Below are 14,542 nucleotides of genomic sequence, written 5' to 3' on the forward strand. Positions count from 1 at the left end.
CGGGCATCTCCCCCACGAGGGGGGAGATCGCCAACTCCGCTGCTCCGTCAGCGCCGCCCGACCGGCGGCACTTCGAACGGGTCCGGCGCCGGCTCCTGCTGCAGCGTGCCTTCGGCGGCGCGTTTGCGGTAATGGGTAAGCGAGCATTTGGGCGAGCACAATATGCCGCGATCGGTCCAGTAGGCGGGCCCCTGTTCGAGCTCTCCGTGATAATACGAAAAGCCGCTTGCCTGATACGGCAGGCCGCATTCGATGCAACGGTAGGTGTCGGGTCTGGCAAGCATGTTGCCCCGGTCCAATCTGCTATGGTCTGTCGGTTCGACCGATCATAACAGCAGGATGTCATTCCTTGCTGCAGAAATTTGATAGGCGGCCTTGCAAACGGGCTGTCGCCCTCGCGATTTCGTCATTCTATGGCGAAGCAAGGAGCGAAGCGACGCGGCGCAGACCATAGAATCCATTCCGTGACCTCGAAGCGTCGCTACGGTTCAGAATTCTGCACCGCTGCACCCTGCGCGCTAGGTCGCGGCATGGATCCTCGGGTCTGCGCGTCCGCTTCGCTCCCGCTCCGCCCGTGGATGACGAAGTCGGGTACCGTCAGCGTAAAATCCGCGTGACAAAGTTTGACGTTTACGTAAAAAGAAGGTCGGAGGCCGCCCAAAGGCGGATGGTTTTGCGTCGTCCCGGGTCCTAGGATCGAGGCGGGCGAGCAGCGGAGGAGAAAGCGGCATGTACAAGGCGCCGGTCGACGACATTTCGTTTACGCTGAAGCATGTTGCCGGTCTCAAGCCGGCGCTCGACAGCGGCGCGTTCGGCGATCTCGGCGAAGACCTTGTCGACGCTATCCTGGCCGAGGCTGGTCGTTTCGCCAGCGAGGAAGTGGCGCCGCTCTACAGAATAGGCGACCAGCATGGTGCGGTGCTGAAGGATGCAGCCGTCACCACGCCGCCCGGCTGGAAGGCGCTTTACCGCAGCTGGATCGACGGCGGCTGGAACGCGCTGTCGGGGCCAGAGGAATTCGGCGGCCAGGCCCTGCCGACCATGCTCGGCGTCGCCGCGCTCGAAATGTGGAACTCCGCCGCCATGGCTTTCGGCATCGGCCCGACGCTGACCATGGGCGCGGTAGAGGCGCTCGACAAGCACGCCTCGGAGGCGCTCAAGGCAACGTATCTGGCAAAACTCGTCTCCGGCGAATGGATGGGGACGATGAACCTGACCGAGCCGCAGGCCGGTTCCGACCTCGCAGCACTCCGCACCCGCGCCGAACCTGCCGGCGACGGCACCTACCGCATCTTCGGCCAGAAAATCTTCATCACCTATGGCGAGCACGATTTCACCGACAACATCGTCCATCTGGTGCTGGCGCGGCTGCCGGATGCGCCGGCCGGCACGCGCGGCATCTCGCTGTTCCTGGTGCCGAAATTCCTGGTCAATGATGACGGGTCGCTCGGCGCCCGCAACGACGTCTTCTGTTCGGGCCTCGAGCACAAGCTCGGCATCCATGCCTCGCCGACCTGCACCATGATCTATGGCGATGGCTTTCAGGGTGCGACGCCCGGCGCCATAGGCTGGCTGATCGGCGAGGAGAACAAGGGTCTCGCCTGCATGTTCACCATGATGAACAACGCCAGGCTTTGCGTTGGCATGCAGGGCGTGGCGGTGGCCGAAGCCGCGACGCAGAAGGCGATCGCCTATGCCAATGAGCGCCGCCAGGGCAAGGCGTCGGATTATTCGGGCGCCGGCATGGCCCCGATCGTCCACCACCCCGACGTGCAGCGCAATCTGCTCACCATGAAGGCGCTGACCCAGATCGCCCGCGCCATATCCTACTCCTGCGCACACGCCATCGACCTTGCGCGGGTCTCGGCGGGCGATCAAGCCGCGCATTGGCGCGACCGCGCCAATCTCCTGACGCCGTTGGCCAAGGCCTTCTCCACCGATGTCGGTGTCGATGTCGCGTCGCTCGGCGTCCAGGTGCATGGCGGCATGGGTTTCATCGAGGAGACCGGGGCGGCGGCGCTTTATCGCGATGCGCGCATTGCACCAATCTATGAAGGCACCAACGGCATCCAGGCGATCGATCTCGTGGCGCGCAAATTGCCGCTCGGCGGCGGCGAGCATGTGCGTGGCTACATCGCCGAACTGAAGGCGGTCGCCGATGAGGTGCGGACCTCGAACCTGCAAGGGTTCGGCCGCACCGCCGAGACCCTCGACCGCGCGTTCGATGATCTCATCGAAGCGACGCGCTTCCTGCAGAAGCTGCTGGTCGAAGGCCGGCTGGACGAAGCGCAGGCGGGCGCGACGCCCTATCTCAGGCTGATCTCGCTTGCCGCCGGCGGCGCCTATCTGGCGCGCGGCGGGCTTGCCGAGCAAAACCGCATCGCCCTTTGCCGCTTCTTCGCCGAAAACCTGCTTGGCGAAGTCAGCGCCTTGAAGGACCGCGTGATCGATGGCGCCGAAAGCCTCGCTGCCGCCGGCAAGACGCTGATCTCAGCCTGAATACTTAAAAGCGCTTACCAGGGAAAAATGACCGTGACAGACCATATTCTCGTCGAGCGCCAGGGCGCCATTAAGATCATCCGCATGAACCGCCCCGACAAGAAGAACGCGCTGACGCGCGCCATGTACGCGACGATGTCCAGGGCGTTGGCCGAAGGCGACGCCGACCCGGCGATCCGCGTCCATGTCTTCCTCGGTGTTTCAGGCGCCTTCTCGTCCGGCAACGACCTCGCCGATTTCCTCGTTATCGCCACCGGCGGCGAGGGCGGCAACGAAGTCTGGGACTTCCTGATGGCGCTGGCCAAGACCGAGAAGCCGATGGTCTCGGGCGTCGACGGCATTGCGGTCGGCATCGGCACCACGCTTAACCTGCATTGCGACCTCACCTTCGCCACGCCGCGCACGGTGTTCCGTACGCCCTTCGTCGACCTCGGCCTGGTGCCGGAAGCAGGCTCCAGCCTGCTGGCGCCGCTCATCCTCGGCCGTCAGGGCGCCTTCGCCCTGCTTGGCCTGGGCGAAGGCTTTTCAGCCGAACGCGCCAAGGCCGCCGGCCTGATCTACGAGGTGGTCGAGGAGGACGCGCTGGAAGCCGCTGTGCTGGCTGCCGCCGGTGCAATCGCCGCCAAGCCGCCGCAGGCGCTGAAGATCGCCCGTGACCTTATGCGCGCGCCGCGCGACGAACTTCTCGCCCGCATCAAGGTGGAGAGCGAGCATTTCTTTGAGCGGTTGAAGTCCGATGAAGCGCGCGCCGCGCTGACCGCATTCATGACACGCAAGAAAGCGTAGCCGATACCTCGACACTGGCAGGGTGTGTCAGGTGCGAGCGAAACACACGTCAGGTGCGTGTTTTTGACCTGTACACGGCAGTTTTCACATCCTATCTCACAAGTCCGGCGGGCGGGGGCTTGGTCGGGGAGAAGACATGGCCCGCAACGTCGCTGCCAGCAAAGCAACCTTCCGAAATGCCAAGAGGCCTGCATTGACGGATTGAGCGTTCGATGCTTGCCGATGTTGTGAAGCCGCTCGGCCTGACGTTCAGGCTCTGGTGGCGTTTCTGGCCGCAACTGGTCGCCACAGTGCTGCTGGGCATTGTGGGCAGCGATCTGTTCATGCAGATCGCCGCGCGCACCGCCTTGCTCAATCATATGGCGGGCTTGGCACTGCTGACCCTTGTGGCGCTGACGCAGCTCATCGTCACCGTCGCCATGTTCCAGACGCTGCTTCCCGGCCTGCCGGCGATTCGCGCCGCGCAACAGGCGGCGCGGGACAAAGCATCCGATAAATCGTCTGCCGAAACGAGCAGCGGCGCCACGCGGCTGGCACGTATGGTCACCGTCGCGCTCTTACCCTTCTTCGCCTACTACGCCGCCTGGGGTTTTCTCGGCGACACGGTGCGGCAATATTCGCGCGTCACCCTCGACATGGCGCCGTTCGGCGAAGGGGCCGGCAATGTGCTCGATGTCTTGGATTCGCGCTGGCTGGTATTTTCGGTCGTCATCTCCTGGCTGGTCAGGCGTCTGGCCCAGGCCATGCAGAAACGCGGCGGCGCAAAATCCTTCTGGCAGATTGTCGTGGTGATCTGCGAAACCAACTGGATCTTCGTCGGTCTCTACGTCATCTCGCGCTGGAAGGACGACATCGTCGGCTGGATCATGAGCCGCAACATTTTTTCCGTCCTGCAGGCCGCGGCCGACGGCGTGGCCCACCCTGTCGCAAAAGCCTTTGCCGATCCGATGGTTCCGGTCGAGGTCACCTCCATCGATACGTCGACAAAGCTCATCGCGCTGTTCTTCTTCATGTTGCTGCCGGTGATCTGGCTGGTCATGACGGCGCTGATCTATGGCTATGACGTGCGCGACGACAAGGAACTGATGCGCGTGCACGAACGGGTCGAGCGTCTCGGCGCCCGCTACCGCACCATTCCGAAGTTCATGCGCGACTTCGTCGAGCACTTCATCTCGGGCTATCGCTCGCGCTATCTGCCGATCGCCAATGGCGTGCGCTTGACGCTGAGCTCCGGCCTCATGCTCATCGTCACGCTGATCGTTGGCTACCGGCTGATCGACTGGCTGGCGGCCTGGGCGTGGCTCGGCGCGACCCGCCTCATCGGCCCGCACGACCTCGATACCTGGCAGGTGCTGTCGCAGGGCGTCTCGCTGCTGTTCGGCAGCGCCTTCCAGGACTCTTCCACCGGCATTCTGGTCGAGCCGCTGCGCATCTGCTTCCTCGCCGCGATCCTCGAAACCGCCTTCGCGCTGCCCAAGCGCCAGACCGGCGAGATGGCGCAGCCGGTCGGCCCGGCGGGAGCGGCGCAAGATGCTTGAGACCGCTCGCTCCAAGCTGAAAGCATGGCTCGCCGCCGGCATCGGCACGGCGGCGGCGATTGCCGTTGCCGGTGTGCTCGGCGCCTTCGGGGCAAGGCATACGCAAGTGCCGGTTCTGGCTCCAACTGGCCCGATCGAAACCGGACAATGGCTGCTCCGGCCGGTGAAAGCCTATGTCAGCGGCGAGAAATACGTCTATGGCACGTTGCGCAAACCCGGCACGAAAGCGCTGGTCTTCGAGGTCGACCTGACCAACCGAACCGCGAAATCCACCAAGGACTACTTTCTTCTTCTTCAGGCAACCCGGCCGCCGCTCGACCCGGCGACAAAACCCTACATCGTGCTGACGCGCGACGAGACGCTGTCGCCGGAACTGCACCCCGGCATGCCGGAGCGCATGGCCTATATCTGGGATCTGCCGGAAGGTGCTGCCGCCCCGGCAAGCCTCGACCTCAAGGTCATGAGCAAGATCTACAAACAGCGCGACAACCTCTACGGCCTGCCCGGCTGGTTCAATCCGAGCCCGGTCGGCACACTGACCATTCCTGTCGCAGCCGATACGGGAGGCCAGCCATGATGCGCAGACTGGCCAACCTCGTTTTGCTGCTTGTCGCCGTAGCATTCTGCTACGGCTTGCAGGTTTCGAAGCCGCATTATGCCGAGCTGATCGCTCCTGTCCCGATACGCGGCAAGGTAGGAGAGACCATCGTCGGCAGCAGCTTCGAGGTGCGCGTTGAAAAGCTGGAGTTTGCGCGCAAGCTCAAGACGGATCGGTTCGGCGAGACGAAGGTGCTGACCACCGGCGGCGTGTGGGCGGTGGTCACGGTGGCGTTCGCGGCCACGGACAGATCGACATCCGTCGCGGTCGCGTCCTGGCGCGGATCGTCGGGGCTGACTTACGACCACACCGAGCGGCTGTCCTTCATCAACAACGGCTTTCTCCCGGTCACTGTCGATCCCGGTCTGCCAAGGAAGGCCAGGCTGGTCTTCGAAGTGAGCCCGGAGGAGGTCGGCAACGCGACGCTACTCATCTCGAGCAAGCTGCTGGCGGCGCTCGATTCGCAGGCCGAGATTTCGCTCGGGCCGGTCGCTGCCTCGGCCGACGGCATGCCTGCCGGCACCGTCGACACGCTCGATCTGTCGCAGCCGATTGATGGGCAACCGAAATGACAGCGCAGAGTATGGTTCCGGACAGTGGCGTTGGCGAGAAAAAGTGGCGGCGCCGCAGCCTTTGGGCGCTGCTTGTGCTGGTCCCTCTGACCCTGGCCGTGGAGGCCTATGACAGCGTCAAGGCGTTGCTGGCCGACAATGATTTGCTTGAGCGCCGCGTCGCCTGGGGCCAGAGCGCGCATTTCGGCGGCAGCGACTGGAAACTGACCGATCTGCGCGGCGCCTTCGGCATGAAGAACCTGCCGCCTGATTCCGTACCGGTGCTGGCCGATTTTTCGGTGACCGTCGGTGATCCCGATCTGCAGAAGCTATGGCTTGGCTGCAAGGTCATGCTGATCGATGCCGAGGGACGGCGCTGGTCGCCGACGTCCATTGTCTCGCTGAGAACGCCGGATGATGTGCAGACCTGCATTTCGGCGATCTTCTCCGGCGCCAAGACCGGCGACACGCTCAATCTGCGCGAAACTTTTTTGGTGCCGAAGGCGGCGACCAAGACGATACGGCCGGCGCTCGGGCTCGGCAGCGAACGACCGCATTTCCTGCTGTTCCAGCTGGAAAAGGATTGATCTCCCACACTGTCACTGATGCCGCCTGGACGGGATGAGCCGCTACCGGTGTTCGGTCGCGATACGGATGCCCAAGCCGATCAGCACAATTCCGGTCACGCCTTCGATGGCGCGGCGGATCGATGGCCGGCGCAGGAAATCCCCCGCTTTGGCGACGACCGTTGCATAGAGCGCCAGCCAGGTGAAGGTCATGACGGCGAACACCACGCCGAGACCGAGCAGCGCCGCAAAGCTTTCCCCGCCGGGCGGTACGAATTGCGGCAGCAGGCTGGCAAAGAACACTGCCATTTTGGGATTGCCGAGATCGCTGATCAGCCCCTGGCGGTAGGCGGTCGCCGCCGTCAGCCGCCGTGCCGGCTTCGTGACATCAGCCATGTCTTGCTGGTGGGACGGCCATAGCGCCTCCTGCAGCGCCCTGAAGCCGAGATAGACGAGATAGGCGGCACCCGCATATTTGACCGTAAGAAACAGCGGCTCTGATGCAACCAGCAGGGCGACGATACCGGCGCTGGTGGCCAGCGCCCAGATCGTCTGGCCGCTGGAGATGCCGAGCGCGGTGAAGACGCCGGCCGCACGCCCGCCAAGCAGCGTGTTGCGGATGGTGATGGCAGTGTCTGGACCGGGCGTCGCAAGCACGATGAAAGAGACACCGAGAAAGGCCAGGAACAGGCTCATTGGATTCTCCCTTTGCAGCCAGATCAGCTAGGATGCCCGCGCCATTTCACAACCCGTCAGGGGTAAAGCCGCGTCTTGTCCCAGCCGCCTTCGGCGTTGCGTGAAAAGACCAGGCGGTCGTGCAGTCGGAACGGCCGGTCGTGCCAGAACTCGATCGCCTGCGGCACGATGCGGAAGCCCGACCAGTGCTTTGGCCTGGGAATTTCGCCGATCGGGTAGCGCGCCGTGTACTCGGCCACCGCCTTTTCCAGGGCGAAGCGGCTTTCCAGCGGGCGTGACTGTTTCGAGGCCCAGGCGCCGATGCGGCTGCCGCGCGGCCGCGTCGCGTAATAGGCGTCGGCTTCAGCGTCGCTGACGATCTCCACCGGACCGCGAATGCGCACCTGGCGGCGCAGCGATTTCCAGTGAAAGCACATCGCCGCCTTCATGCTGCCAAGAATCTCGCGGCCCTTGGCGCTCTCGAAATTCGTGTAGAAGACAAAGCCGCTTTCATCGAACCCCTTGAGCAGAACCATCCGCACATCCGGCATGCCGTCGGCATCGACGGTTGCCAGCGCAACGCCGTTGGCGTCGTTGATCTCGCTCTTGGTCGCATCCTCCAGCCAGCCGGCAAAGAGGCGGAACGGCTCGGCAGCCTCGGTAAAGTCACCAGTTGTTAACTCAGTGTCACTCATAGTTTTTCTCAAATTGTCTCGAATCTCAGGAGGTTGCCGATTGTCGCGTATCGCGCAAGCTTTTGACAGCGGGCAATGGAGCGCTATCGCTTCGGCCAGTTCGAAAGCCGCGATCGTGATCGTCGCCTTGCCGCTTGCCGCCTGCGGCGCCGGCGGTTTCAGCCTGGAAAAGGCCGAGGTCGACCGTTCCATCGTCACCTCGAGCGCGCCGGCCAAAGTGACGTCAAGCGATGCCGACAGTGCCTCAGACCAGACCACGATTGGCAATGCGGTCTCTTCAGCCGACATCGAGGAGTTGCGTGGCCAGGCCGTGCCATGGGCGAATGCCGATACCGGCTCGCGCGGCTCGATCACCGAACTGGCCGAGTTGCAGGACAACGGCCAGACCTGCCGCAGCTTCACCGCCTCGCGCGAAAGCTTCGACGGCGTCGCCTTGTTTAGGGGTGAATTGTGCATGGCCGGCGCCGGCGGCTGGCACATGCAGGACTTCAAACCGCTCTGATTTCAGGGCATTGCAGGCGCCGTAATTTCAGCCGTCGATAAGCCTCTGCGCCACTGGAATTTCTTCCTATGCGAGCGCATATAGGGGGCAACGTGGATTTAACTCTTTTTCCAGGGCAGGACGCATGCGCGACCCCTATGAGGTGCTGGGCGTTGCCAAGAACGCATCGGCCAAGGACATAAAATCGGCCTACCGCAAACTCGCCAAGAAGCATCATCCGGACCAGAACCCGAATGATCCCAAGGCGAAGGACCGCTTTGCCGCCGCCAACCAGGCTTACGAGGTGATCGGCGACGAGAAGAACCGTGCGGCGTTCGACCGCGGCGAGATCGACGCCGATGGCAAGCCGAAATTCCAGGGTTTTGAAGGTGCTGCCGGTGGCGACCCGTTCGGCGGCTTTCGCCGCCAGCAGGGCGCCGGCGGCTCGCGCTTCGAATTCCGCTCGGGGCGTCCGGGCGGCGATCCGTTCGATGGCAACAGCGACATCTTCAGCCAGATCTTTGGCGACGCCTTTTCCGGTGCGCGCGGCGCTGGTGCCGGCGACCGCCGCCAGCCGGCGCAGGCAGCGGACCTCAACGTGACGCTCGACGTCACCATCGAGGAGATCGCGACCGCCGAGAAGGTGACCGCCATGTTCCCCGACGGCCGCAAGATGGCGGTCAAGCTGCCGGCCTATGTCGAGGAAGGCCAGACCATCCGGCTGAAGGGCCAGGGCGAGCAAGGCCCGGGACAGCCGGGCGATGCGCTGGTCAAGCTTCATATCCGCAGGCATCCGCGCTATCGCATCGAGGGCCGCGACCTGCATGCCGATCTGGAGGTAGCGTTGGCCGATGCGGTGCTGGGCGCCAAGGTGCCGGTCGACACGCCGACCGGAAGGCTGGCGGTCAATGTCCCGGCCTGGTCGAGCTCGGACAAGGTTCTGCGTCTCAAGGGCAGGGGCTTGCCGGAAAAAGCCGGCGGCCATGGCGATCTCTACGCCCATGTCCGCATCATGCTGCCGGAAGGCGGCGACAGCGAGCTAGAAGCGCTGATGCGCGGCCGCAAAGGCTGACGCGGCCGCCAGCTAGGTCGCGACTTCCTCCAGCCGCCGGATGGTCTCGCCGAAGCGGCGCAACGCCTGCCGCACCGGAACGTGCGGGCTCTCGATCTCCAGCAGGATCATCGTCTCGCTGCCAAGAAAGGCAGCGCTGACCAGGCTGGTCACTTCGGCGGCGGAGAATGGCCCAAGGCCGCCGAACCGCTGTTCCGCCTCTTGCGCCAGCCCAGCCAACAGTTCGAACCAGCCGCGTAGGTCGCGGCGCACCGCCTTGGCGATTTCGGGGCTCGACAGGCTTGCCGCGATCATCTCGTGCAGGATCCGGACATAGCCGGAGGCGAGATCGTCATCGAGGAAATCGCAGGCGCGCTCCCAACGCTGCCAGAGCGGCATGGGTGCTGCAAAGGTTTCCGCCTGCCGTTTCAACAGGCCCTCGTTCAGATGGTCGAGCAGGGCCAGGAACAGCCGCTCCTTGGAACCGAAATGATAGTGGATCTGGCTGAGCGGAACGCCGGCGATCTCGGCAACACGGCGCGTCGACAAATCGGCATAGCCGCCTCTGTAGAGGCATAGCTCGGCCGCCGAAATCAATTCGGCGCGCGTGTCGCGCTTTGGCTTGTTCTGGGGTGGGGCGACGGCTTCGGCAGCGTTCGTCATGCGGCGTGCTTACCGGTCGTAGCGGCACAATCTGGGCGGGTCATGAACTCTCCTGTCCGGGCTGGACGTCTCCCCACTCTATCTCGGTCGAGCGACCGATCAAGTTGACTCGTCATGAAATTTATGGTTTTTGGCGTCGAATTCGGTCGACCGACCGAATCTTGGTGCTTGGCAGGAGGGGCAGTCATGGCGGGCGTAGTCACCCTTATCTACGGCGTTGCCGCATACCTGACATTTCTCGGTTCGTTTCTCTATGCGGTTGGTTTCGTTGGGAACATTGCCGTGCCGAAATCGATCGATTCAGGGATCGCAGGAAGTCCGGTCGAAGCCGTCATCGTCAACGCGCTTCTGCTCGGCCTTTTCGCCGCCCAGCACAGCATCATGGCGCGGCCGGTGTTCAAACGCTGGTGGACGCGGATTGTCCCGCACGCGGCCGAACGCAGCACCTATGTGCTACTGGCCAGCCTCATCCTGCTGCTGCTCTACTGGCAATGGCGGCCGATCCCCGGCCCGGTCTGGACGGTCGAGAACCCGTTCTGGGTTGCCGTCCTCCATGGCGTGTTCTGGCTCGGCTGGGCTGTCTTGCTGATCAGCACCTACCTGATCAACCATTTCGAACTGTTCGGCCTGCGCCAGGTCTTCGCGGCTTTGCGCAAGAGCGAACTGCCGGAGCCCGTGTTCAGGACGCCGCTGTTCTACAAATGGGTCCGGCACCCGATCTATGTCGGCTTTCTCCTGGCCTTCTGGGCGACGCCGTCCATGACATGGGGCCATCTCCTCTTCGCGGCGGGCAGCACCGGATACATCCTGCTCGGCATCTTCCTCGAGGAACGCGATCTCGTCGCCATGTTCGGCGATCAGTACCGCCGCTACCGCAAGCAGGTGGGAATGCTCATCCCCTGGCGCAAAGTGACGGAATAAGGCGATGTCCGGTTCCGACCGGCCGATTCGGCTGGTCGGTCGCGGGCCTGGACCGGGGAGGCGCGCCGGCCGCGTGAGCCATTTGAAGCTCACAAATACGTTACACACCCTCAATCATTGTTTGCCCAGTGTCTGAATTGATCTCTCACCCCGTCTGCGCTTGATGCGCCTTTCTGCCTGTGCGATAGGCACTCCAAAGCAGAAAATCTTTCGGAGAGCGCTGACATGGCGGGTGGACAGGGCCTTATGGCCGGCAAGCGCGGGCTTATACTGGGCGTCGCCAACAACAGATCGATCGCCTACGGCATCGCCAAGGCCTGCGTCGACCATGGCGCCGAGATCGCGCTGACCTATCAGGGCGAAGCCTTTAAGAAGCGCGTCGAGCCGCTGGCGACGGAATTGGGCGCCTTTGTCGCAGGCCATTGCGACGTCACCGATCCGGCAAGCCTGGACGAAGTTTTTGCCAATGTCGCCAAGCATTGGGGCGGCAAGCTCGACTTCCTCGTCCACGCCATCGCCTTTTCCGACAAGGACGAGCTGACCGGCCGCTATGTTGAGACGACGCGCGACAATTTCCTGCGCACCATGGACATTTCGGTCTATTCCTTCACCACCATCGCCAAGCGCGCAGAGGCGCTGATGACCGATGGCGGCTCGCTGCTGACGCTGACCTATTACGGCGCCGAAAAGGTGATGCCGCATTACAACGTCATGGGCGTCGCCAAGGCCGCGCTCGAAGCTAGCGTGCGCTACCTCGCCGTCGATCTCGGCGGCAAGAAGATCCGCGTCAACGCCATCTCGGCCGGCCCGATCAAGACCTTGGCTGCCTCGGGTATCGGCGATTTCCGCTACATTCTGAAGTGGAACGAGTACAATTCGCCGCTGAAGCAGACGGTCACCCAGGAAGAAGTCGGCGATTCCGGCGTCTATTTCCTGTCGGACCTGTCGCGTGGCGTCACCGGCGAAGTCCACCATGTCGATTCCGGCTACCATGTCGTCGGCATGAAGGCGGTCGACGCGCCGGATATTTCGACCGTCAAGGAATAGCACCCGCCAACCGTCATTAATGCATGTCGCTCAAAAGTGGCTCCGGTTTTGAGAGAACGACATGCATCAAAACAAAGACTTAAAGCGCGTCGCATGAATCCGTTTCAGCGCGACGCGCTTTGATCCTGACCCCGGAAGACCTGATGTACCCGCTGGTTTATATCGCGCGCCACGGCCAGACGGCGTGGAACGCCGAGGCCCGCCTGCAGGGACAGGCGGATACCGATCTCAATGCGGTTGGCCGCCAGCAGGCGACCGCGAACGGGCATCGGCTGGCCGAGCTGATAAACGATGTCTGGGATTTCGATTTCGTGGCCAGCCCGATGCGGCGGACGCGCGAAACGATGGAGCGCATCCGCGCCGCGATGAAGCTCGATCCGCTCGCCTATCGAACCGATACCAGGCTGATCGAGGTCAATTTCGGCGATTGGCAGAGTTTTACCTTTGCCGAACTTGAGACCCAGTCTCCCGGCGCAAAAAAGTCTCGCGCGCGGGACAAATGGAATTTTCAGCCGCCGGGCGAAGGCGCCGAAAGTTACCAGATGCTGCTCGAGCGGGTAAAACCCTGGTTCGACGCGCTGGACCGCCCGACCGTCTGCGTCACCCATGGCGGGGTCATACGGACCCTGTTCAGGATGGTCGAGGGCGTTTCCGAAGACGAGGCGGCGAACCTGGAAGTATGGCAAGACCGCCTGCTCAGGCTGCAGGGCGGACGTCTGGAGTGGCTGTGAGGCTGGAAGCCTAAGCTTCAAACAGCCGAACAAAACAGGACGTCCGCCCTGTTTTGTTCGCAGGGCGAAAATCCTGTTCGATGCCGTCCTGTTCGGTGTCGGCCTACTCGGTACCGGCCTTACTCGGTATCCGGCAGTTCCATGTCGGTGACGACATTCTCGCCATTCGTCACGTCATAGGCGATGACGATATCCATGCCCGGCTTCAGCGAGTCGAGATCGGTCTCGGCGTTGAGCTTGTAGGACTTGCCGTCCTCCAGCGTCAGTGTCAGCGCGTCCTTGTCGACCTTCTTGATCAGACCTTCGGTCTGGCCGGCATAGGCGGCGGTGGAAATCAGCAACATGGCGGCAGCAGCGCCAATCAGGGTACGCATCGTCGTCCTCTTTGTCATTGCGCCTGCACGGGGTGGCGGCGAGCTTTCAACGGGCGGATGGAAGAGAGCAGAAACCAACCGAATGTGTCAAAACTAAAACCGCCAGATCACAGTTTGACCGCTGTGGAAAACGCCAATAGAAGGCGACCTTGATCCGGCTGTCATGCCGGGCAGGGCGAAAATCCATGTCTCACAACACATTCGGCCATCTGTTCCGCGTCACCACCTGGGGCGAAAGCCATGGCGCCGCGCTTGGCTGTGTCGTCGACGGCTGCCCGCCCGGCATCCGCTTCACGCGGGCCGAAATCCAGGCCGAACTCGACAAGCGCCGTCCTGGCCAGTCACGTTTTGTGACGCAGCGCCGCGAACCGGATGAAGTGAAGGTGCTGTCAGGCTTCATCCTCGACGAGGACGGCGAGACGATGATCACCACCGGTACGCCGGTCTCGATGCTGATCGAGAATGTCGACCAGCGCTCCAAGGACTATGGCGAGATCGCCCGCCAGTATAGGCCCGGCCATGCCGACTACACCTATGAGGTCAAATACGGCGTGCGCGACCATCGCGGCGGCGGCCGCTCCTCGGCGCGTGAGACGGCAGCGCGCGTGGCTGCCGGCGCGCTCGCCCGCAAGGTGGTGCCCGGCATGGTGGTGCGCGGCGCGCTGGTCTCGATGGGCGAAAAATCGATCGACCGCGCCAACTGGAATTGGAATTTCATTGGCGACGCCGAAAACCCGTTTTTCACCCCGGATCCGGCCTCGGTTCCGGTGTTCACCCAATATCTCGACGGCATCCGCAAATCCGGCTCCTCGGTCGGCGCGGTGATCGAGATCGTCGCCGACGGCGTGCCGGCCGGCCTCGGCGCGCCGATCTACGCCAAGCTCGATCAGGACATTGCGTCCGGTCTGATGTCGATCAACGCCGTCAAGGGTGTCGAGATCGGCAATGGTTTCGAAGCCGCCCGCATCACCGGCGAACAGAATGCCGACGAGATGCGCATGGGCAATGACGGCAAGCCGGTGTTCCTGTCCAACAATGCCGGCGGCATTCTGGGCGGCATTTCGACCGGCCAGGCGATTATCGCCCGCTTTGCCGTCAAGCCGACCTCCTCGATCCTGACGCCGCGCAAATCCATCGACAAGGATGGCAACGACGTCGATGTCATGACCAAGGGCCGCCACGACCCCTGCGTCGGCATCCGTGCGGTGCCGATCGGCGAAGCGATGGTTGCCTGCGCGATCGCGGACCACTATCTGCGGCATCGAGGACAGACGGGGAAGGGAGGGGAATAGGGCAGTACGGCAGTAGGGCAATATGTTACGCAGCCCGCCGAACACAGCCAGATTTTCCTTTTCCCTACTGCCTT

At 63.1% G+C, this 14,542-nt stretch carries 17 protein-coding genes; 12 read left to right on the forward strand and 5 right to left on the reverse strand.

All coding sequences use genetic code 11. From position 1 onward, the window contains the following. Nucleotides 1-47 precede the first annotated feature (47 nt). A complete protein-coding gene (locus tag AC1DYJ_RS17195) occupies nt 48-284 on the reverse strand; it encodes a hypothetical protein (RefSeq protein ID WP_477286903.1) in 237 nt (78 codons plus the stop codon). A 445-nt stretch (nt 285-729) separates the two neighbouring features. Here AC1DYJ_RS17195 and AC1DYJ_RS17200 point away from each other — a divergent pair, with 445 nt between their 5' ends. The 6 genes from AC1DYJ_RS17200 to AC1DYJ_RS17225 all read left to right on the forward strand — a co-directional run bounded on the left by AC1DYJ_RS17200 (nt 730) and on the right by AC1DYJ_RS17225 (nt 6,559). Further along, a complete protein-coding gene (locus tag AC1DYJ_RS17200; protein WP_477286905.1) occupies nt 730-2,499 on the forward strand; it encodes an acyl-CoA dehydrogenase family protein in 1,770 nt (589 codons plus the stop codon). A gap of 33 nt (nt 2,500-2,532) precedes the next feature. Continuing rightward, on the forward strand, nt 2,533-3,285 hold the full coding sequence (locus AC1DYJ_RS17205) for a crotonase/enoyl-CoA hydratase family protein (RefSeq protein ID WP_477286962.1): 753 nt from the start codon (nt 2,533-2,535) through the stop codon (nt 3,283-3,285). Nucleotides 3,286-3,497: 212 nt separating this feature from the next. Then, nucleotides 3,498-4,823: a hypothetical protein gene (locus AC1DYJ_RS17210; RefSeq protein WP_477286907.1), complete on the forward strand. Its 1,326-nt coding sequence runs from the start codon at nt 3,498-3,500 to the stop codon at nt 4,821-4,823. Further along, entirely contained in the window at nt 4,816-5,400 is a 585-nt protein-coding gene (locus tag AC1DYJ_RS17215; RefSeq protein WP_477286909.1) for a hypothetical protein, read from the forward strand. Before AC1DYJ_RS17210 ends, AC1DYJ_RS17215 begins: the two co-directional genes overlap by 8 nt. Beyond that, nucleotides 5,397-5,993, forward strand: a complete 597-nt coding sequence (locus AC1DYJ_RS17220; RefSeq protein WP_477286911.1) for a hypothetical protein — start codon at nt 5,397-5,399, stop codon at nt 5,991-5,993. The genes AC1DYJ_RS17215 and AC1DYJ_RS17220 overlap by 4 nt, the downstream gene beginning before the upstream one ends. Further along, on the forward strand, nt 5,990-6,559 hold the full coding sequence (locus AC1DYJ_RS17225; protein ID WP_477286913.1) for a hypothetical protein: 570 nt from the start codon (nt 5,990-5,992) through the stop codon (nt 6,557-6,559). Before AC1DYJ_RS17220 ends, AC1DYJ_RS17225 begins: the two co-directional genes overlap by 4 nt. Nucleotides 6,560-6,601: 42 nt before the next feature. Here AC1DYJ_RS17225 and AC1DYJ_RS17230 read toward each other — a convergent pair whose 3' ends face one another. Both AC1DYJ_RS17230 and pdxH read right to left on the reverse strand, forming a co-directional pair. Beyond that, nucleotides 6,602-7,234, reverse strand: a complete 633-nt coding sequence (locus AC1DYJ_RS17230) for a LysE family translocator (RefSeq protein ID WP_477286915.1) — start codon at nt 7,232-7,234, stop codon at nt 6,602-6,604. 56 nt (nt 7,235-7,290) lie between these two features. Next, nucleotides 7,291-7,908 carry a pyridoxamine 5'-phosphate oxidase gene (gene pdxH / locus AC1DYJ_RS17235; protein WP_477286917.1) on the reverse strand — a complete coding sequence of 206 codons (618 nt, stop codon included), beginning with the start codon at nt 7,906-7,908 and terminating at the stop codon, nt 7,291-7,293. Nucleotides 7,909-7,948: 40 nt separating this feature from the next. Between pdxH and AC1DYJ_RS17240 the strand changes: the two genes are divergently transcribed. Both AC1DYJ_RS17240 and AC1DYJ_RS17245 read left to right on the forward strand, forming a co-directional pair. Then, a complete protein-coding gene (locus tag AC1DYJ_RS17240; RefSeq protein ID WP_477286919.1) occupies nt 7,949-8,410 on the forward strand; it encodes an RT0821/Lpp0805 family surface protein in 462 nt (153 codons plus the stop codon). 124 nt (nt 8,411-8,534) lie between these two features. Then, the gene (locus tag AC1DYJ_RS17245; RefSeq protein WP_477426165.1) at nt 8,535-9,461 is read left to right on the forward strand and encodes a DnaJ C-terminal domain-containing protein; all 927 of its coding nucleotides are present in this window, start codon (nt 8,535-8,537) and stop codon (nt 9,459-9,461) included. Between the two features lie 12 nt (nt 9,462-9,473). On the opposite strand, the gene AC1DYJ_RS17250 is transcribed toward AC1DYJ_RS17245, so the two are convergent. After that, the gene (locus AC1DYJ_RS17250; protein ID WP_477286923.1) at nt 9,474-10,103 is read right to left on the reverse strand and encodes a TetR/AcrR family transcriptional regulator; all 630 of its coding nucleotides are present in this window, start codon (nt 10,101-10,103) and stop codon (nt 9,474-9,476) included. Nucleotides 10,104-10,289: 186 nt separating this feature from the next. On the opposite strand from AC1DYJ_RS17250, the gene mddA reads away from it, so the two are divergent. The 3 genes from mddA (at nt 10,290) to AC1DYJ_RS17265 (ending at nt 12,802) form a co-directional block, all read left to right on the forward strand. Beyond that, nucleotides 10,290-11,024 carry a methanethiol S-methyltransferase gene (gene mddA / locus AC1DYJ_RS17255; protein WP_477286925.1) on the forward strand — a complete coding sequence of 245 codons (735 nt, stop codon included), beginning with the start codon at nt 10,290-10,292 and terminating at the stop codon, nt 11,022-11,024. 225 nt (nt 11,025-11,249) lie between these two features. After that, nucleotides 11,250-12,071 carry an enoyl-ACP reductase FabI gene (fabI, locus tag AC1DYJ_RS17260; RefSeq protein WP_477286927.1) on the forward strand — a complete coding sequence of 274 codons (822 nt, stop codon included), beginning with the start codon at nt 11,250-11,252 and terminating at the stop codon, nt 12,069-12,071. Between the two features lie 143 nt (nt 12,072-12,214). Further along, a complete protein-coding gene (locus AC1DYJ_RS17265) occupies nt 12,215-12,802 on the forward strand; it encodes a histidine phosphatase family protein (RefSeq protein ID WP_477286929.1) in 588 nt (195 codons plus the stop codon). A gap of 119 nt (nt 12,803-12,921) precedes the next feature. On the opposite strand, the gene AC1DYJ_RS17270 is transcribed toward AC1DYJ_RS17265, so the two are convergent. Next, nucleotides 12,922-13,176 carry a DUF1344 domain-containing protein gene (locus tag AC1DYJ_RS17270; RefSeq protein WP_023747552.1) on the reverse strand — a complete coding sequence of 85 codons (255 nt, stop codon included), beginning with the start codon at nt 13,174-13,176 and terminating at the stop codon, nt 12,922-12,924. Between the two features lie 185 nt (nt 13,177-13,361). On the opposite strand from AC1DYJ_RS17270, the gene aroC reads away from it, so the two are divergent. Further along, nucleotides 13,362-14,468, forward strand: a complete 1,107-nt coding sequence (gene aroC, locus AC1DYJ_RS17275; RefSeq protein WP_477286931.1) for a chorismate synthase — start codon at nt 13,362-13,364, stop codon at nt 14,466-14,468. Nucleotides 14,469-14,542: the final 74 nt, after the last annotated feature.

This window comes from Mesorhizobium sp. P2_B11, assembly GCF_056404855.1.